Raw genomic sequence first — 18,716 nt, forward strand, 5'->3', positions numbered from 1 at the left:
CTACAGGCGGGCGCCGTCGTCGTCGGGGTCGTTCAGCCCGACCTTCTGGCCCCGCCACGACTCGTAGGCGATGAGCCACCCGATCGACACGGCGGCCGCGACCGCGAGCCCGAGCCCGACCGATCCCCAGATCAGTCCGAACAACGCGCCGCCGGCGAAGATGAGGATGCTGCCGATCACCCAGTTGGTGCGGCCGCGAGGCCAGCCCGTGCGAGAAGCCATGCGCTCAGCCTACGGCGCTGCTCAGCGGTCGCGGTGGTCTTCCGGGTGCACCCGGGGACCGCGCCGCTGCTCGCGCACTCCGCTGAGACCGATGAGGCGGATGACGCGCTGACGGTGGCCCTTCCAGGGGGCGAGGAGTTCCAGCATCCCGTCGTCGTCCGTGCGCGCACCGGTCAGGGCGAATCCGACCTCGTGGGCCACGTGGTAGTCGCCGACGCTCACGGCATCGGGGTCGCCGAAGGCGCGGATCCGCGTCTCGGCGGCGGACCAGACTCCCACCCCGGGGAGGCTGGTCAGAACGCGGTCGCGCTCGTCGCCCGTCGCGGCGGCGTGGGTGGCCTGCTCGATGCGCGTGCCCCGCTGCGCGGCGGCGACGAGGGTGCGCGCCTGCGGTGGCTCCAGCCCGGCGCGATGCCAGGCCCACGACGGCACGTGCCGCCAGCCGTCGACCGACGGCGGTGCGTACATCGGCACCGGCGTCGGGCCGGGCGCGCGCTCGCCGAACCCGCGCACGATCCGCCGCCACGCGGCGAAAGCCTGCTTGCCGGTGACCTTCTGCTCGATGATCGCGCCCGCCAGCGCGTCGAAGACGAGGTCGGTGCGACCGAGCCGGAGACCCGGATTGCGTCGATGGGTCTCGGCGATGAGGGGGTGACGCGACGCATCGAACCCGTCGAGGTCGTCGTCCCTGCCGCAGAGCGCCGGCAGCTGAGCGATCGCCCAGGCCGCCCCCGGGCCCCACGCCGCCCCGCGCACCGCGCCGCCGGCGGCCGCGCGGATCGCGATGGTCGCCACGCCCTCCGGCGTTCGGCACGCGCGCCAGATCACCGCGCCGTCATCGAGATGAGTGGGATCGCCGTAGCCCCGGCGCTGGAAGAGGAGCACGCGACGCAGGTCGAGCGGATGCCGCGGACGGTACTCGGTCTCGATCGGCGGGCCGCTCGCGGGGGTGCCCGGCACGGCTGCGAGATCGGGGCGTAACCGCGCGCCCGACCGCCGCGGAAGCCGGGGCGGAACGGGCGAGGTCACCCCCTCACGCTACGCCCGTCCACCGACATCCGGTCCCGTGTCCGAGAGGGGTCCGCCGTCGCTTATGCTCGCCGAGGAAAGGAAGGTGCATTGATCACTCCCGTCGTGCCCGCAGTGAGAATCGTGATCCCCTGGCGCCCCGCGCCGTCACGTCTGGACGCCTTCGATCGCGTCGTCGCCTGGTATCAGCAGAACCTCCCGGGGGTTCCGATCCTGACGATCGACACCGGAGATGATCCGTTCGTGCTGGCCGCCTGTCGCAACGCCGCGATGCGCGATGCGGCGATCGACGAGGTGGTGGTCATCGGTGACGCCGACACCATTCCCGAGCGCGAGCCGCTGCTCGCCGCCATCCGTGCGGCCGCGACGAGCGATCTGGTGCACCTGCCCTACGACGAGTACCGCTGGCTCGGCCGCACCGGGTCGGCCGACTACGCCGCCGGCGTGCCCCTCGAACGCTGCACGGTCGAGCAGTTCGTCGACGGCGCCTGCTCGGGGATCTATGTGGCGACGCCCCGCACCTGGGCGGCGCACGGGGGACAGGACGAGGGCTTCCGCGGTTGGGGCTTCGAAGACGCCGCCTGGTACCTGGCGCACACGACGCTCCTGGGCGCACCTCCGCGCCGCCATCGGGGTCGGGTGTACGCCCTGCACCACGTCGGAGAGGTGCGTGCCGGTACCGCCTACGACGCCAATGCGGCGCGGATGGAGCGCTATCGCGACGCCGCGCACGATCCCGACCGGATGGCCGCGCTGGTCTTCGGCTACGACGACCTGGATGCCGCAGTGCTGGCGGAACTCGGCGGGGAACCCGACGCCGTGCCGGACGCGGTCAGCTGAGCATCGCCGTCAGCTGACTCCGCGTGCCGCCCGCGCGAGCGACTCGTAGGCGATGAGCGGCCCCGGGTGCGCGTGCTGCGCCGCCGCCATGCGTTCGAGCACCGCTCGACCCGTGAAGCCCGGATCGGCGACCTCCCCGAGCGCCTCGGCGAGGGCGTCGACGTCGTCGAGATTCGGGTCGAGCGCGCGGCCGGTGCCGGTGCGCTCGATCGCGGCGGCCCCGGCGAACTGGTCGGTCGAGAAGGGGAGGACGACGAGGGGTACGCCCTGGCCGACCGCCTCGGTGACGGAATTGTTGCCGCCGTGGGTGACCGCTGCCGCGGCCGCGCCGAGCAGGCGCACCTGAGGCAGGTAGTCGGCGACGAGCCATCCGGCGGGCACGTCGCCGAGGGCCGAGGCCGGGGTCGTGCCCGTCGCGATCGCCGCGCGGAGGCCGGCGCGGCGGAGCGCGTCGGCGATCCGCGTGAGCACGTCGTCGCGAACCGACAGGAAACTTCCGAGGCTGACGTACACGAACGGCTCTCCGCGCGCGATCCACGCGTCGACGTCGTCGGCGGCAGGCTCCTCGCGCGGTGTGGACCCGAGGAAGCGGTGGGGCGGCAGCATCCGTCCATCGCCCTCGGCGAGCTCGGCGGGATAGTTGAACAGCGTGGTCTCGCCGTGCACCATGAAGGCGTCGTCGACCGCCCTCGCGCCGGGGTCCAACGCCACGGCGGTGGTGTTCCACTGGTCGGTGAAGCGGCGAGCGACCTCGTCGCACAGCGCCCGCAGGTCGGCGAGCTCCGCCGGGTCGGGCCGGAGGGTCGACGGCCACGCCGGCGGGTAGCCGTACACCTCGCCCGGTACCGGCAGCGCGCTGGGATGCCCCAGCACCACGTCGCCGTAGGCGATCCCCGCGGTGTGGAGCGCGAGCCGCGCGCTGAAGGCGAGGTGATCGACGAGGATGGCATCGGGCGCGACCTCATCGATGACCGCCAGTGTCGCGCGGGCCCGCTCGACCGGCTGCCACATCAGGTCGGTCAGGCGCTCCCGCGCCTGGTAGGCGAGCGTGGGCACCATGCCCCGCCGGGTGGCGGCGAAGAACCCCTCGAGAGACGCCGCCTCCGCGGCATCCTGCTCCGACGATCGGATGACACGGGCATTGGCTCCGCGCCCGAGGGGGAGGTCGGTGCGCCGGTACCCGAACTCCGCCACGATCGGCGCGGTTGCGGGGCCTGTGGCGACCACGACGTCGTCGCCGGCGCTCTGCCAGGCCGTCGCGAGCGCCGCGAGGGGGAGGAGGTGCGAGGCGTAGTCGGGGCTGATGACGAGGAGCGTCACGTCAGCAGTCCCGCGGTGCGGCGCAGCTCCGCCTCGTGCCGGGCGACGTTCTGATACATCGGGGTGAGGGTGGCCGCCATGCCCTGGATCGTGAAGCGTTCGGCCACAAGCGTGCGCGAGCGTGCGGCGCGGCGCGGATCTCCGTCGGCCGCAGCGTCGAGCGCCCGCCCGATCGCCGTGACGAGGGCCTCCCGGTCGGCGGTGTCGGTGAGGAAGCCGGTGTCGCCATCGTCGACGTAGGTGGCAGGTCCCCCGCTGTCGGGGGCGACGACGACGAGCCCTGTGGCCATCGCCTCGAGGATCGCCAGGCCGAACTCCTCTTTGACGCTCGCGCAGACGTACGCGCCGCCCGGGGCGACGCTGCCGGGGATGCCGAACCGAGCTGCGGCGAGCCAGGCGGCCGCGACGTCGTTCGAGCGGTGACCCGCCACGACGAGGCCGCGCTCGGCCCGCTCGGGCGGGGGGACCGAGCCGTCGATCAGGTCGAGCTGCTGCTGCTCATCACCTGACGGGTGTGCGAGGTCACCGCCGACGACGAGCAGGTTCGCGCGGGCGGACAGGTCGCTTGCGGACCATGCCTCGACGAGCGCGGCCATCCCCTTGATGCGGTGCATCCGACCGACGGTGACGAGCAGCGGGAGTCCGCGGCGGTCGGGGGCGAGGTCGTCGATCAGAGCCGCGAGCTCGGCGATGGAGCCGTCGGGCTCGGCGCCGGCGGCGACCCCGACGGCGCGGGAGAGGGCGTCGTCGACGACCGCGAGGTCCACGCCCTCGGCGACGACGGTGTGGCGCTCGGGATGGGAGGTGAGGTCGATGCCGATGAGCGCCCGCATGTCGCGCTCGAGCTCGGGCCGGGGGAAGAAGACCGAGTGGGCGGCCGAAGCGGCAAGACTCTGAACCAGGTGGCTGCGGAACCAGAAATGCTCGGTGCGGTCGATCTCGCCGAAGTCCTCACGCGACAGCCGTCCCGACCGCTCGAGTGAGGCGATCACACTGTGCGGATCCGGTGCGACGGTGAACACCGTCGGGATGCCGAGCTCTCGCGCGACATCAGCGGCGGCGAGGCTCCCGACATCCGCCATCCTCAGGTGCAGCACGTCGACCCGCCCCGCGGCGCGCAGAAGACGACGGATGCCGCGACGCACCGTCACCCGCAGATGCCAGGCGGTCGCCGACGAGGCCGGGATGCTCGTCAACGGCACATGTCCGTAGAGGTGGCCGCGCTCGCCGCCGGCCATCTGCAGCAGGTCGGGACCCGCCTGCGCGACCGTCCCGCGCGAGAGGGTGAGCACGCGATCGACCACCGAGCTGTCGGAGATGAGGGCGTCGCCGAGTCGCACGAGCAGCGTCGCGATGCCGCCGTTGTCGCCGGCGCCGGATGACGAGAGGGCGGGATCGATGTCGGCGTGGAGGAAGAGCTGGGCGACGGTGAGGCCCCCCTCGCCACCGGCGTCGTCGGCCGAGGTGCGGGTGTGCGGCGGATCAGCATCGATGAGCGCGAGGCGTGCGAGGTCGCCGGTGAGGCCTCCCTCGGCGACGAGGTCTTCGAGGTGAGCGATGACGTCCGCATCGGCGCGCTGCCCGAGAGCGGCGATCGCCGCCTCGCGAACGATCGCGGGGGCTGACGTGTCGGCGGCGAGGCTGCACAGCGGCGCCGTCGTGAGCGGATGACGCACCAGACCGAGCGTCTCGGTGAGGCGCACACGAGCCTCGACGCCGACCTCGCCGGTGGTGGCGCTGAGCAGGGCGACGGCGAGGAGTTCGCCGCTGCCGGCCGCCCACTTCTCCAGCGTGTGCTGGGCGAGCATTCCGGTGAAACCGCCGGCGATGACCAGGGAGATGAGGGGCGCGATCGCGGCGGCGCGGGCGGGGCGACGCCCGAGAGCCCAGGCGGCGTGCTCGACGACGAAGCGGCGCTCATCGCCGAGGAGGGTCACCAGCAGGGCGCCGGCCGCTTCGTCGTTCATCTCGGCGAGGGCATGGACGGCGGCGATCGCCGCGATGTCGTCGGCGCCGACGAGGGCGGCCGACAATACGCGCAGGGTGCGGACCCCCGGGTCGCGCCCTGCCTCGAACGCGACGTCGTCGGCGGCCTGCAGAGCCTGCACGATCGTGGGCGCTTCGATGATGCGGTCCATCGCCGTCTGGATGCCCATCGCTGCCTCCGAAGCGGTCACCGCCCGATCGGCGATCGGACGAGGTGCGGTGACCCGCTCGGAAGTCTACGGTTGTCCGGGTGCCGGAGGACCGGCTTGACGGGAAAGGACCATGCGTGAACGTACTGACCATCGGCGACATCGGGGTGCTCGGCGGCATCATCCACATCGGTGACGAGGCGATGTTCGAGGTTGCGGCCGTCGAGCTCGCCGCCCGCGGTGGACGTGTCATCGGGGTGTCCTCCGCGCCGGAGGAGTCGGCGGCACGCTATGGGCTGGCCACCGTCGATCGCCTGGGTTTCGTCGGACTCGAACGTGCGGTGGCGCGCGAGCGCGCATCGCTCCTTCGCGCCGCGGCGGCCGGTGAGGCCGAGCTGGCGTCGGGTGACCCCGCTCGCGGAGCCCTCGACGCGCTGAGCGAAGCCTCGGGCGTGCTCATCGCCGGCGGCGGCAACCTCGCTTCGCGCTGGCCGGTTCACGTGTACGAGCGGACCACGCTCGCGGCGATGGCCCGCGCGCGGGGGCTTCCGGTGGTCGTGAGCGGTCAGACCTTCGGGCCCGACCTCGATGCCGAAGACGCCGAACGCGTCGCCGTCATGACCCGTGACGCCGCGTGGACGGGGGTGCGCGAGCACGACTCGGCCGCACTCGCCCGGTCGTGGGGGGCCCAGGTCCACGCCGGCGTGGACGACGCCTCCTTCCTCGTCGGCAGCGAGGACCCGCCGTCCGAGCCGTACGTTCTCGTGAGCCTGTCGGGGTGGTTCGCAGGACGGCCCGCCGACGTCGTCGAGAGCGGGATCGCCCGGTTGCTGGATGCCGCGTCCGACGCCGTCGGGCCCGTCATCTTCCACGCTCACTTCGGTCCGGTGTCCGCCGGCGCGGAGCCGATGGGCGATGCGGCGCTGCACGAGCGGGTGCGGGAGCGGATGACGCGCGAGAGCCGCGTTCTGCCGAGCGGTGATTCCCGGGGTGCGGCGGCGCTGGCGCGTCGCGCGCGGCTGCTCGTCACGAGCAGATACCACCCGGCGGTCTTCGCCGCCCCCGCGGGCGTGCCGGTCCTCGGTCTCGCCGCCGACGACTACACGCGGATCAAGCTCAGTGGCGCGCTCGGGCACTGGGGTCAGACGGGCGTCGTCGATCTCGATGACCTGGGCGGCGCGCCGGAACGCCTGCGCGAGCTCGACGCACGACGCGTGGAGATCGCCGATGCGGCGGCGGGGCGGTTCGAGCCGCACCGCGCCGCCGCGGTGCGGTGGTGGGACACGGTCGCCGAGTCGCTGCGGTGAGGACGGCCGCGCCGGGCTGATCAGAAGCGGTCGGGCGAGGGCGTTCCGTGGCCGAACCGGATGACGACGTCGGCGTGACGGTCGAAGCGGTAGCCGACACCGCGGACGGTGCGGACGATGTCCTCGTAGCGGCCGAGCTTGGCCCGCAGACGCCGGACGTGCACGTCGATGGTGCGCTCGCCCGGGGCGTCGTGCTCCTCGGCGCCCTGCCAGAGGGAGGCCACCAGCTCGGCGCGCTCGATCGTGCGCCCCTCACGCAGGACCAGGTACTGCAGCAGCTCGAACTCCTTGAAGGTCAGCGCCGCCGACTCGCCGTCGATGGCGACGCGCTTGCGCGAGATGTCCACGACCACACCGCGGACCGTCTCGTCGTGCTCTTCGGGCTCGTCGGGCTTGGTGCGGGCGACCGCGGCGGGCTCCTGGAGGGCGAGGCGCACGACGTCGACGTCGCGGCCGCCGGCGCCGGCAGGGGCGAGGGCCACCGTGGCGTAGGTTTCGGCATCGGGGGCGAGCTCGGCGAGGGTGCGGCGCAGCGCGTCGACGAGGACGGGAAGGCTCACGCCCGAGGCCTGTGCCTTCGCCTCGTCGAACCCGACGTAGAGGGCGAAGCCGCGCGGAGCGGTGCCGGGCGGAAGGTGGCGCTGCGTGGCGCCCGTGGCGGGTCGGGGCGCCGCGGCCTGCGCGGCGGCGGGCGTCGTCGCGGCTGCGGGGGTGTCGTCACTGACGCGCGGAACGGCTCGCAGGTGACGGGCGGGGGCGGGACGGTCGAGAAGAGCGGTGGTCGACATGATGATGTTCCTCGAGGGAGCGGAACCCGCGGAGTCGGGGTTCGGAGAAGTGCTGCGAAATCGGCCGGTGGGGCCGGGCTCGAGACATCCGCTGCGCTCAGTGATGCGCGAGAAGGACGAAGTCTCGGGGGACGTGTCGCGCGTCGCCTGCGCGGGTAAGCGGAGCGGCGACGCTGATGTCCGGCGGGATTACCGAGTCAGCGGCACATTCGACAACACATGACAACGCGGCCGGCCACCATCATGCCGGCAGTCCCGTTCGCCTCCCAGGCGGACAGAGAGCGTGCGTCGTCAGTCATGCGCTGATTATGACCGATGCTCCCCGTTCTTCGCAAACTCCGAAATCGACGAGAGCGGATGCCGCGGGCGACGTCAGCATCCATTTGTTGTGATCTGCCTCAAACCTCTTGTGCTTCCCGCGGAGGATGTGCCAGCATCGTCGAAACGCTTCCGCGAAGCGCTTCGATAGTCCTCACCCCACACCTGACGACGGAGTCCTCATGGCGAAGATCGATGAGGTGGCCAAGGCCGCCGGTGTCTCGATCAGCACCGTCTCCTATGCCCTCAGCGGCAAGCGACCGGTCTCGGCCGACACGCGACGCCGGATCGAGGAGGCCGTGCAGCGTCTGGGGTACAGCCCGAACGCCGGTGCCCGCATGCTGGCCGGGCGCCGCACGCGCATCTTCGCGCTGACCGAGCCGCTGCGGAAAGACACGCACGCGCCGACCCACATGGCTTTCGTCCTCGCGACCGCGGTGGCCGCGCGCCGCAACGACTACGACGTCCTTCTCCTGACCGACGAGGACGCTCAGGCCGGCATGCGCCGGGTCGCCTCCAACCGCCTGGTCGACGCGATCCTGGTGCTCGACGTCGCCCCTGACGACCCGCGTGTCGCACTCGCGCGGGAGATCGATACGCCCACCGTCTTCATCGGCGTGCCGAACGACAACGAAGGTCTCGTCTGCGTCGACCTCGATTTCGAGGCCGCCACGAGAGAAGCGGTGGCGAGGATCGCGCGGACCGGCCACGCGCGCATCGGGCTCGTCGGACAGCCCGAGGTGACGTACTCGCGATCGAACTTCCCCCCGCGGGTGCGCGACGAGTTCCTCGCTGCGGCCGGGATGTTCGGCGTCGCCGCCGAGTTCCGCGCCACGGGGCACGAGTACGCCACCGACGCGACCGTGCGCGCGGCGACCGGGGAGCTCCTCGACGCCGGGGTCACCGCCCTCGTGCTGCACTGCCCCGAGGAGTCGCACCGGGCGGTGCTCGCCGAACTCGCCGGCCGCGGGCTGCGTGTTCCCGACGACATCTCGGTCATCTCGGTCGCGCCGACCTTCGACACTTCCGCGCTCCCGCGTCCCCTCGACGCGCTCCCGCTCGTCCCGCAGGCCTCGTGCGACCTCGCCGTCGACCTCGCCCTGACGTTCTTCGACGGGGACCGCCCGGCCCCCGGCATCCGCTTGATTCCACCCGCCTATCTCGACCACGGCTCGCTCGCGCGGGTTCCCGACGCCCCGTCAGCGGCCGTGGCCGGTACCGCCGTCGCCTGACCCCGGAGCCTCCCGCCCTATCCGCTCGCGCATCATCGAAGCGCTTCGACAAGACCCACCGCACCACCTGCACACGTGAAAACCCGACCGACGAAGGTCACCGAGAAAGGAGTGCCACCGATGGCACGCATCACACGTAAGACGACCGCGCGGGCGGCCACGGCCGGAGGGGCGCTCGTCGCCACCGCACTCGTGCTCTCCGCCTGCGCCGGCGGATCGGGTGGCGAATCCGACGACACCCTGACCCTCTGGCACTACGAGGGCGAGAACAGCGCCATGGGCATCGCCTGGGACGAGGCGATCCGCATCTTCGAAGAGGAGACCGGGGCGACGGTCGAATTCGAGGAGCGCAGCTTCGAGCAGATCCGCTCCACCGCCAGCCAGGTGCTGAACTCCGACGAGGCGCCCGACCTCATGGAGTTCAACAAGGGCAACGCCACGGCCGGGTTCCTGGCGAGCCAGGGACTCATCACCGACATCACCGAGGCGGTCGAGGAGTACGGCTGGGACGACCAGCTCGCCCCGGCGCTGCAGACCACCGCGCGCTACACCGACGAGGGCGTGATGGGCTCGGGCGCCTGGTACGGGGTGCCCAACTACGGCGAGTTCGTCACGGTCTACTACAACAAGGATGCCTTCGCCGAAGCCGGCCTCGAAGTACCGACGACCTACGACGAGTTCATCGCGGTGCTCGACGCCTTCGTCGCGCAGGGCGTCACGCCCCTCGCCGAGGGCGGACTGGAATACCCGCTCGGGCAGCTCTGGTATCAGCTGGCGCTCAGCCAGGCCGACCGCCAGTGGGTCAACGACTACCAGCTGTACGAGAACCCGGTCGATTGGAGCGGCGAGGAGATCACCTACGCCACCGAGACGCTGAAGGAGTACCTCGACGCGGGCTATTTCTCGCCCGACGTGACCGGCATCGCCGCCGAGGACGCGGGCCTGTCGTTCATCAACGGCACCTCGCCGATCTTCGTCTCGGGCAGCTGGTGGTACGGCCGCTTCGTCGATGAGATCACCGACTTCGAGTTCGGCGTCTTCCCGTTCCCGGGGAGCGACCTCAGCCTCGGCTCGTCGGGCAACATCTGGGTCGTCCCCGAGCGCGCCGCCAACAAGGATCTCGCCTACGAGTTCATCGACATCACGATGCGCCCCGAGGTGCAGGCGCTCATCGGCAACAACGGCGGGCTCCCCGTCGCCGCCGATGAGGCCGACATCACCGACGAGAAGAGCCTCGAGCTGATCCAGGCCTTCAACGCCGTCAACGAGGCCGACGGGCTGTCGTTCTATCCCGACTGGCCGACCCCCACCTTCTACGACGCCCTCGTGGCCGAGCTCCAGGAGCTCGTCAACGGCACGAAGACGCCCGCCGAGGTCCAGCAGTCGCTCGGCGAGGAGTACGACTCCTACGTGGCGGACTTCCGCTGATCGAACCGGCCGGGGCGCCGTCAGCCACGCGGCGGCGCCCCGGCTCCCACCCCGGCCTACCCCAGGAGTCCCCGCGATGTCCGCTGTCCCCTTCGTCCGCGCTCCGCGGACCAAGCTCCCTCCCGAGGAGCCGCTGATCCCGCAACGGCGGGGCGGTGGCACCGCCGGCTACTGGCTGTACCTCATCCCGGGTCTGGTGCTGGTCACCGTCATCGTCGTGGTGCCGCTGGTATGGAACATCTACCTCAGCTTCACCGACTGGCGCGGCATCCGTCCGCCCGAGTTCATCGGCCTCGAAAACTGGATCGAGCTCTTCGGCGACGCGACCTTCTGGACCTCGTTCGTCAACAGCATCTGGATGATCGTGGCGATGGTCATCTTCCCGACCCTCATCGGCCTCGTGCTCGCAGCCCTGCTCTTCGATGTGATCGGCCGCAAGTACGGCGGGCGCCTCGCGAGCTTCCTGCGCGCCACCTATTACCTCCCTCAGATCCTCCCCGCGGCGATCGCCGGCATCGTGATCGGCTGGATCCTCCGCCCGCAGGACGGTGCGTTGAACACCATCCTCGAGAGCATCGGCCTCGGCTTCCTCGCCCAGAACTGGCTCGGGTCTCCCGACACCGCGCTCGGCAGCATCATGGTGGTGCTCGTCTGGATCCAGATCGGCTACCCCGTCGTGGTCTTCATGGCCGCGCTCCAGCGGGTCGACCCCGAGCTCTACGAGGCCGCCGAGCTCGATGGTGCCAACTGGTTCCAGCGGTTCCGGGCGATCACCGTCAGCATCATCCGCCCCGAGATCTACGTCGTCACCCTCACCTGCACGATCGCGGCGTTGAAAGTCTTCGGCCCCGTCTACGTGCTCACCCGCGGCGGCCCCGGCGATTCGACCATCGTGCCGGCGTACTACGCCTACAGCGAGTTCTTCCAGTCGCAGCAGGTCGGCTACGGCGCGACCATCGCGACCGCGCTGACGGTCGTGATCGCGGTCGTGTCGATCCTCTTCATCCGTGCGCAGAACGCCGCGGAGCGCAAAGAAAGGGCGGGACTGTGATGGCCACGACCCTCGCCGTGACGACGGCCCCGAAGACAGGGCGCCGTTCGAATCGTCCGCCGAAGGCGCGCGGTGGAATGACCCGTAAGAACGGTGTCGACTGGCTGATGCTCGCCTTCGCGATCGTCGCTGCGATCCTCATCGCCGCACCGTTCTACCTGATCCTCATCAACTCGTTCAAATCGCCCGCCGACTACTCCACGGGTGGTCCGCTCGCGCTTCCCTCGGCGATCTACCTCGACGGGATCGCCGCGTTCTGGGAGCGGGTCAACTTCCCCCAGAAGGTCTGGAACTCGGTGTTCATCTCGGGCACCGTCGCGATCCTCGCGGTGCTGATCTCGGTGCTGAACGCGTTCGCGATCGGGATCGGACGCATCCGCGGCCGCTCCTGGATCGTGCTGCTGTTCCTGCTGGCCAACCTGCTCCCGCAGGAGGCGCTGCTCTACCCGCTGTACTACATGTTCCGAGAGGTCGGGCTGTACAACAACGTGTGGTCGGTGATCATCGTCTTCACCGTCATCCAGGCGGCCTTCGGCACCTACCTGCTCTCGGCCGTCTACGGCACCTTCCCCAAGGAGGTGCTCGAGGCCGCCGCGATCGACGGGGCGAGCCGGTGGCAGATCCTGTGGCGGGTGATCTTCCCGATCAGTCGTCCGACGCTCTCGGTGCTGCTGATCTTCTTCTTCATCTGGACCTGGAACGAGTTCCTGATCCCCCTCACCTTCCTCGTCTCCAACGAGAACCAGACGGTGCCGGTCGCGATCAGCCTCCTTCAGGGGGAGCGGCTGATGGATGTCACGACCACCAGCGCGTCGGCTCTCCTCGGCCTCATCCCCACCCTCCTCTTCTTCCTCATCTTCCAGCGCACCCTCACCAGGGGCATCACGGCAGGAGCAGTCAAGTAATGAAGTTCACCGACGGGTTCTGGCAGCTGCGCCCCGGCGTCACCGCGCTCTACGCCGCGGAGGCGTACGACATCCGGCAGACGGATGACGGTGTCGACGGCGTTGCGCTCGAGATCACCGCGCCCACCCAGGTGATCGCCCGCCGCGGCGACGTGCTGAACCGCACCACCCTCACCACGACCATCTCCTCGCCGATCGAGGGTGTCATCCGGGTGCGGATCGCCCACCACATCGGCGGCCGGTGGCATGGAGGGTTCGCCCTGCCGGGCGCGGGCGAGCGAGGAACCGGTGCGGGGGTCGCCGATGCCGGCGCCGGCACACTGACCAGCGGCGCGCTCACCGCGCGGATCGCTCCGGGAGCGCCGTGGGCGCTGTCGTTCGAGGTCGACGGCGTGCGGGTGACCGGCAGCGGACACAAGGCGCAGGCCTTCGTGCGCCTGGGCGCCGAGGCCGCCGTCGAGCACGGCATCGTGGGGAACGCCCGCGCCGAGACCGGCGTGCCGCCCGAGCGGGTCTTCGTCCACGAGCAGCTCGACCTGGGGGTGGGCGAGACGGTCTATGGCCTCGGCGAGCGTTTCGGTCCGCTGGTCAAGAACGGCCAGACCATCGACGTCTGGAATGCCGACGGCGGCACCTCCAGCGAGCAGGCATACAAGAACGTGCCGTTCTACCTCTCCTCGCGCGGGTACGGTGTGCTCGTCAACGATCCCGGGCACGTCTCGTTCGAAGTCGGGTCCGAGGCCGTCGAACGCGTGCAGTTCAGCGTGCCCGGCGAGGTGCTGGAGTACTTCGTCTTCGCCGGCCCGACGCCCAAGGACGTGCTGACCCGGTACACCTCCCTCACCGGACGCGCCCCCGTCGTGCCCGCCTGGTCGTACGGCCCGTGGCTGTCGACGTCGTTCACGACCGACTATGACGAGCAGACCGTCACCTCGTTCATCGAGGGGATGGCCGAGCGCGACATCCCGCTGTCGGTGTTCCACTTCGACTGCTTCTGGATGCGCGAGTTCAACTGGTGCGACTTCGAATGGGACCCCCGGGTCTTCCCCGACCCCGACGGCATGCTCCGTCGCCTTCACGACCGCGGGTTGAAGGTCTCGGTGTGGATCAACCCCTACATCGCCCAGCGCTCGCCGTTGTTCGCCGAGGCGGCCGCCGCCGACTACCTCGTGCAGCGCGGCGACGGGTCGGTGTGGCAGTGGGACCTCTGGCAGGCCGGGATGGGCCTGGTCGACTTCACCAATCCCGCCGCGGTGCGCTGGTACCAGGACAAGCTGCGAGTGCTCCTCGCGCAGGGCGTCGACTGCTTCAAGACCGACTTCGGCGAGCGGATCCCCACCGACGTCGTCTGGCACGACGGCTCCGACCCCGCCCGCATGCACAACCTCTACGCACAGCTGTACAACCGGGCCGTCCACGACGTGCTCGTGGCCGAGCGCGGCGAGGGCGACGCGGTGCTGTTCGCCCGCTCGGCCACCGCCGGCGGTCAGACGATGCCGGTGCACTGGGGCGGTGACAACACCTCGACGTTCCCCTCGATGGCCGAGAGCCTGCGGGGCGGCCTGTCGCTGGCGATGAGCGGCTTCGCGCACTGGAGTCACGACATCGGCGGGTTCGAGGGAACGCCCGATCCGGCGGTGTTCAAGCGGTGGGTGGCCTTCGGCCTGCTCTCGAGCCACAGCCGCTTCCACGGGTCGGACTCGTACCGGGTTCCGTGGGCGTTCGACGATGAGGCCGTCGATATCACGCGCCGCTTCGCGCAGCTGAAGATGCGGCTCATGCCCTACCTCTTCCAGGTGGGTATCGACGCCGCCCGCACGGGTGCCCCGATCATGCGCCCGATGCAGCTGGAGTTCCCGGATGACCCGGCGGTGGCCTACCTCGACCGGCAGTACCTTCTCGGCTCCGAGCTGCTGGTCGCCCCGGTCTTCTCCGAGACGGGTGAGGTCGAGTTCTACCTGCCGCCGGGAGAGTGGACGAGCCTCCTCACGGGCGAGACGGTGACCGGCGGCGGCTGGCGCCGCGAGGTGCACGGCTTCGACAGCCTGCCGCTGTATGCCCGGCCGGGCGCGGTCATCCCGTGGGGGGCGCGCGACGACCGGCCCGACTACGACTACCACGACGGCCTCGCCCTCCGGGTGTTCCCCGGCGGGAGCGGGATGCGCGATGTGACCGTCACGGCTCCCGACGGGGCGTCGCGGGACTATAGCGTTGACCTGTCGGACGTGACCGGATGACGGTGGGAGTCGGCGGAGTCCAAGGGGGAGCAGCCATGGTCGAGGGGCGAGCGGACTATCGTGACGCGGGGCTGGTGTTCCCGCCCGACTTCACCTTCGGGTCGGCGACGGCGTCGTACCAGATCGAGGGGGCGGCCAGCGAGGACGGGCGCGGTCCGTCGATCTGGGACACCTTCTCGAAGACCCCCGGCAAGGTCTGGAACGGTGACACCGGCGACGTCGCGTGCGACCACTACCACCGGTGGGAGAGCGATCTCGACCTGATGAAGGATCTGGGGCTCGAGGCATACCGCTTCTCGATCGCCTGGCCACGCATCGTGCCGACGGGCACCGGTGCGGTGAATCAGGCGGGCCTGGACTTCTATTCGCGCCTCATCGACGGACTTCTCGCCCGCGGCATCCGTCCGGTCGCCACCCTCTACCACTGGGATCTTCCCCAGCCGCTCGAGGATGCCGGCGGCTGGCCGGCGCGCGCGACCGTCGACGCCTTCGCACGCTACGCCGAGGTGGTCGGCGAGGCGTTCGGCGACCGGGTGCACACGTGGACGACGCTGAACGAGCCGTGGTGCTCGGCCTACCTCGGCTACGGCCAGGGCGGCCACGCGCCGGGCCGGCACGAGCCGGCCGCGGCGCTCGCCGCCGTGCATCACCTGAACCTGGGGCACGGCCGGGCGTTGCAGGCGCTGCGGGCGACCTCGACCGGAACGCCGGAGTACTCCGTCACCCTCAACTTCCACGTGCTCCGCGGGGTCGGCGACGGGGCGGGCGAGGCGATGCGACGGATCGATGCGCTGGCCAATCGAGCCTTCACCGGGCCGATGCTGCGCGGCGAGTACCCCGAAGATCTGCTGCAGGACACCGCAGGGGTGACCGACTGGGCCTTCGTGCAGGACGGCGACCTCGCCGACATCCATCAGCCGATCGATGTGCTGGGCGTCAACTATTACTCCACGGCAACCGTGCGCCTGTGGGACGGGGTGTCGCCCAAGCAGATGAACGACGGGCACAAGGGGGTCGCCGGCGGGACCGCGTGGCCCGGGAGCGACCAGGCTGTGGAGTTCGTGGAGCAGCCGGGACCGTACACCGCCATGGGGTGGAACATCGCGCCCGAGGGCCTCGAGGAGCTTCTGGTGTCGCTGTCGGAGCAGTTCCCCGAGCAGGCGCTCATGGTCACCGAGAACGGTGCCGCATTCGATGACGAGGTCGCCCCCGACGGGTCGGTTCCCGACCCCGAGCGACTCGACTATCTGCGCCGGCACTTCACCGCGGCGCACCGGGCGATGGCTCGGGGAGTCGACCTGCGCGGATACTTCGTCTGGTCGCTTCTGGACAACTTCGAATGGGGCTACGGCTACGCCAAGCGGTTCGGCATCGTGCGGGTCGATTTCGACACGCTCGAACGGACCGTCAAGGACAGCGGCCGGTGGTATCGGGAGCTCGTGCGCACCCGGGCGATCCCGGAATGAGCGGGTGAAGGCCCGGCGTTCCTTCAGCGCCGGCCCAGCGAACCGGGCGTAGCCTGTCGGGGTGACCGAACTGCGCTTCACCGACGAGAAGGACGCCTCGCGGTACACGTTGCACCGCGGCGACGACCTCGTCAGCGTCCTCGACTACAAGGACGACGGCCGCACCGTCGCCATGACCCGGGCGTACACGATCCCGACCTTCCGCGGAAAGGGCTACGCCGGAGAGCTGGTCGACCGGGCCGTCGCGCACCTCGAGGCCGAGAAAGGCCGTCAGGTGATCCCGGTGTGCTGGTACGTCGCGGACTGGTTCGACCTGCACCCCGATCGCGCGGGCATCCTGCGGCAGCGTTCCACGGCCTGAGCCCCGCTTCCGCGCTCCGCGTTCCGCTGGTCCTACACTGGGCCCGTGCGGCTCGAAGAGGTCTTCTCCGCCGTCGCCGTCGCCTTCGAGGCGACCGGCGCCGCGGCCATGATCATCGGCTTCGTCATCGCCCTCGTGCTCGGTGTGCGCTCCCTGCGTCGCCGTGAGGGTGGGCGTGCCGCATTCTCGGTGCTGCGCAACGCCCTCGGCTCGGCGATCCTGCTGGGGCTGGAGATCCTCGTCGCGGCCGATCTGATCCGCACGATCACCTCCAAGCCGTCGGTCGAGGACGCCCTGATCCTCGGCCTCATCGTGCTGATCCGGACCGTGCTGTCGATCTCCATCCAAATCGAGATCGAGGGCGTGCTGCCCTGGCGCCGCGCCCTGCTCACGAGCGGGGGGCAGTTGCTGGGTGAGGCCGTCCGGCGCGACCGTGCGGCGCAGGCGGGCGATGGCGCCTGACGGCATCCCCGTCTGCCGTTCCGTGACGGCTGCACGACCGGTGGGGCGGGTGTTGCCGGATGCGGCGGGTGAGGCGGTGCCGGGGTGACGAGCCGTGCATCCGTCGCATCACCAGCCGAGGAGTGAGGCGGATAGCGACGTCGCGCTCGCCCGTCAACCCCGCGCCGGGCGTAGCCGCGGAGAGCAGGATGGCGGCATGGACGACAAAGACCTGCCCGAGGGCGTGATCAACGCCGACCCCGCCGGGGGATACGGCGATCAGCACGACACCGCCGCCGCCGAGCGCAGCAGCGCCGGCGCCGACTCCGAGGCGCTCGACCGCTCGGGTCTGCCGGTCAACCCTGAGACCATTCCCGACGGCCCTGACAAGGCTTCTGACGGGGAGATCGAGAGCGACGTTCCGACACAGGGTCTCGACCCCGACCTCTCCACCGACGACCAGACCGAGGAGGACTGATGGCCGACACGCGCGGACCCGACCACGAGGCCGTGGGAATCGGCATCCCACCCGCCGAGCCGCTCCAGGCGCCCGAGGATGCCGCATCCGATCCGGCCGGTGAGCCGGCCGACACCGCCGCATCCGGATCCGAAGACGACGTCGCCGAGCGCGCCGTCGCCGCCGCCGAGGCGCGGGCCGAGGCCTCCGACCCCGACCCCGAGAAGGTGGAGGACGACCTGCGCGAGCGCGTGGAAGACGTCGGCGGGCGGGCGTCCGACGACGAGGTCGACGATCTCGCCGAGCAGGTGACGACCGGCGACGAAGAGGCCTGAGGGGTCACTGAGCCGCGAGGAACTCGCGGATCAGAGTCGCGGTCGGGCCGGCGTTTCGGATCATGGTTTCGTGGCCGAACTCGGCCACTTCGCGCAAGCATGCGTGGGGAAGCGCCTTCGTCAGGTGACGGGCCCATTCCACGGGCACCAGGATGTCGCGCTCGCCGCGGATCACCAGCGCAGGCGCCGTCACCTGCCGGGCGGTGTCTTCGGGCCGGTGCACCATCACCGCACGCACCTTGGCGAGCAGGCGCGGCCCCGCTCGCAGGTACTCCCGCGCCCCGACGGCGATCACGCGCGGGCTCTCGGGGATGATGTCTCGGATGAGCCGCCACAGTTGACGCAGGGTCGATCGTGCGCCCGGTTCGACGGTCGGGCCGACGAGCACGAGGGCGTCGACGAGGTGCGGATGCCGCGCGGCGACCTCCAGCGCCACCTGCGCCCCCATCGAGTGGCCGAGGACGACGATGCGGGGGCTCTCTCCGCCGGAGGTCAGATCGCTGAGATAGGCGGCGACGACGTCGGCGTTCTCCGCCATCGACAGCACGCGGCCGGGTTCCGGTGTCTCGCCGTACCCCGGGAGGTCGACGGCCACGACGCGGCCGATGTCGTCGAGAAGGCCCTCCAGCTCGGCGAACGCCGATCGCCCCATGCCGATGCCGTGGATGAGGACGAAGAGGTCACGGCCTTCACCGGACTCCTGCGCGACGAGCGTCGCTCCGGCGTGGGTGAACCGCTCGATCGCGAAGGTGGGGGCGTCGCTCATTGCTCCTGACACTAGGTGAGCCCGGTGTTTCCGGCGAACCGCGGGGGTGCAGCGGGGCGATGTCGGCGGCTGCGCATA

The 18,716-nt window shown here is 70.8% G+C and carries 18 protein-coding genes; 12 read left to right on the top strand and 6 right to left on the bottom strand.

Annotation, left to right across the window (positions count from 1 at the left end; genetic code table 11):
* Entirely contained in the window at positions 1–222 is a 222-nt protein-coding gene (locus tag V6S02_RS14905; RefSeq protein WP_124294127.1) for a hypothetical protein, read from the bottom strand.
* Between the two features lie 21 nt (positions 223–243).
* Positions 244–1,182, bottom strand: a complete 939-nt coding sequence (locus tag V6S02_RS14910; RefSeq protein WP_336401672.1) for a DNA-3-methyladenine glycosylase family protein — start codon at positions 1,180–1,182, stop codon at positions 244–246.
* 159 nt (positions 1,183–1,341) lie between these two features.
* Here V6S02_RS14910 and V6S02_RS14915 point away from each other — a divergent pair, with 159 nt between their 5' ends.
* A complete protein-coding gene (locus V6S02_RS14915) occupies positions 1,342–2,091 on the top strand; it encodes a hypothetical protein (RefSeq protein ID WP_124294126.1) in 750 nt (249 codons plus the stop codon).
* Between the two features lie 9 nt (positions 2,092–2,100).
* Here V6S02_RS14915 and V6S02_RS14920 read toward each other — a convergent pair whose 3' ends face one another.
* Positions 2,101–3,411 (bottom strand): nucleotide disphospho-sugar-binding domain-containing protein, encoded by a 1,311-nt coding sequence (locus tag V6S02_RS14920; RefSeq protein ID WP_336401477.1) that lies wholly within the window; start codon positions 3,409–3,411, stop codon positions 2,101–2,103.
* On the bottom strand, positions 3,408–5,588 hold the full coding sequence (locus V6S02_RS14925; protein ID WP_336401478.1) for a glycosyltransferase: 2,181 nt from the start codon (positions 5,586–5,588) through the stop codon (positions 3,408–3,410). Before V6S02_RS14925 ends, V6S02_RS14920 begins: the two co-directional genes overlap by 4 nt.
* 95 nt (positions 5,589–5,683) lie before the next feature.
* Between V6S02_RS14925 and V6S02_RS14930 the strand changes: the two genes are divergently transcribed.
* Positions 5,684–6,853, top strand: coding sequence for a polysaccharide pyruvyl transferase family protein (locus tag V6S02_RS14930; protein ID WP_336401479.1), 1,170 nt, complete (start codon positions 5,684–5,686; stop codon positions 6,851–6,853).
* A 20-nt stretch (positions 6,854–6,873) separates the two neighbouring features.
* Here the strand turns inward: V6S02_RS14930 and V6S02_RS14935 are convergent, their stop codons facing one another.
* The gene (locus V6S02_RS14935; protein ID WP_336401480.1) at positions 6,874–7,641 is read right to left on the bottom strand and encodes a winged helix-turn-helix domain-containing protein; all 768 of its coding nucleotides are present in this window, start codon (positions 7,639–7,641) and stop codon (positions 6,874–6,876) included.
* A 500-nt stretch (positions 7,642–8,141) separates the two neighbouring features.
* On the opposite strand from V6S02_RS14935, the gene V6S02_RS14940 reads away from it, so the two are divergent.
* The 10 genes from V6S02_RS14940 (at position 8,142) to V6S02_RS14985 (ending at position 17,872) form a co-directional block, all read left to right on the top strand.
* Positions 8,142–9,191 carry a LacI family DNA-binding transcriptional regulator gene (locus V6S02_RS14940; RefSeq protein ID WP_336401481.1) on the top strand — a complete coding sequence of 350 codons (1,050 nt, stop codon included), beginning with the start codon at positions 8,142–8,144 and terminating at the stop codon, positions 9,189–9,191.
* Positions 9,192–9,311: 120 nt separating this feature from the next.
* Positions 9,312–10,619: an ABC transporter substrate-binding protein gene (locus tag V6S02_RS14945; RefSeq protein WP_336401482.1), complete on the top strand. Its 1,308-nt coding sequence runs from the start codon at positions 9,312–9,314 to the stop codon at positions 10,617–10,619.
* A gap of 76 nt (positions 10,620–10,695) precedes the next feature.
* Positions 10,696–11,670, top strand: coding sequence for a carbohydrate ABC transporter permease (locus V6S02_RS14950; RefSeq protein WP_336401483.1), 975 nt, complete (start codon positions 10,696–10,698; stop codon positions 11,668–11,670).
* 77 nt (positions 11,671–11,747) lie between these two features.
* Positions 11,748–12,575, top strand: a complete 828-nt coding sequence (locus V6S02_RS14955) for a carbohydrate ABC transporter permease (RefSeq protein WP_442927936.1) — start codon at positions 11,748–11,750, stop codon at positions 12,573–12,575.
* Entirely contained in the window at positions 12,575–14,812 is a 2,238-nt protein-coding gene (yicI, locus tag V6S02_RS14960; protein WP_336401485.1) for an alpha-xylosidase, read from the top strand. Before V6S02_RS14955 ends, yicI begins: the two co-directional genes overlap by 1 nt.
* Positions 14,813–14,847: 35 nt before the next feature.
* Positions 14,848–16,278: a GH1 family beta-glucosidase gene (locus V6S02_RS14965; RefSeq protein ID WP_336401486.1), complete on the top strand. Its 1,431-nt coding sequence runs from the start codon at positions 14,848–14,850 to the stop codon at positions 16,276–16,278.
* 61 nt (positions 16,279–16,339) lie between these two features.
* A complete protein-coding gene (locus V6S02_RS14970; protein ID WP_124294117.1) occupies positions 16,340–16,639 on the top strand; it encodes a GNAT family N-acetyltransferase in 300 nt (99 codons plus the stop codon).
* A 45-nt stretch (positions 16,640–16,684) separates the two neighbouring features.
* Complete coding sequence (locus V6S02_RS14975) at positions 16,685–17,101, top strand: DUF1622 domain-containing protein (RefSeq protein WP_336401487.1); 417 nt, start codon at positions 16,685–16,687, stop codon at positions 17,099–17,101.
* Between the two features lie 196 nt (positions 17,102–17,297).
* The gene (locus V6S02_RS14980) at positions 17,298–17,558 is read left to right on the top strand and encodes a hypothetical protein (RefSeq protein ID WP_124294115.1); all 261 of its coding nucleotides are present in this window, start codon (positions 17,298–17,300) and stop codon (positions 17,556–17,558) included.
* Positions 17,558–17,872, top strand: coding sequence for a hypothetical protein (locus V6S02_RS14985; RefSeq protein WP_164478215.1), 315 nt, complete (start codon positions 17,558–17,560; stop codon positions 17,870–17,872). Before V6S02_RS14980 ends, V6S02_RS14985 begins: the two co-directional genes overlap by 1 nt.
* 4 nt (positions 17,873–17,876) lie before the next feature.
* Here V6S02_RS14985 and V6S02_RS14990 read toward each other — a convergent pair whose 3' ends face one another.
* A complete protein-coding gene (locus tag V6S02_RS14990) occupies positions 17,877–18,638 on the bottom strand; it encodes an alpha/beta fold hydrolase (RefSeq protein WP_336401488.1) in 762 nt (253 codons plus the stop codon).
* Positions 18,639–18,716: the final 78 nt, after the last annotated feature.

It is taken from the genome of Microbacterium sp. CCNWLW134, from assembly GCF_037083565.1.
Classification (GTDB): Bacteria; Actinomycetota; Actinomycetes; order Actinomycetales; family Microbacteriaceae; genus Microbacterium.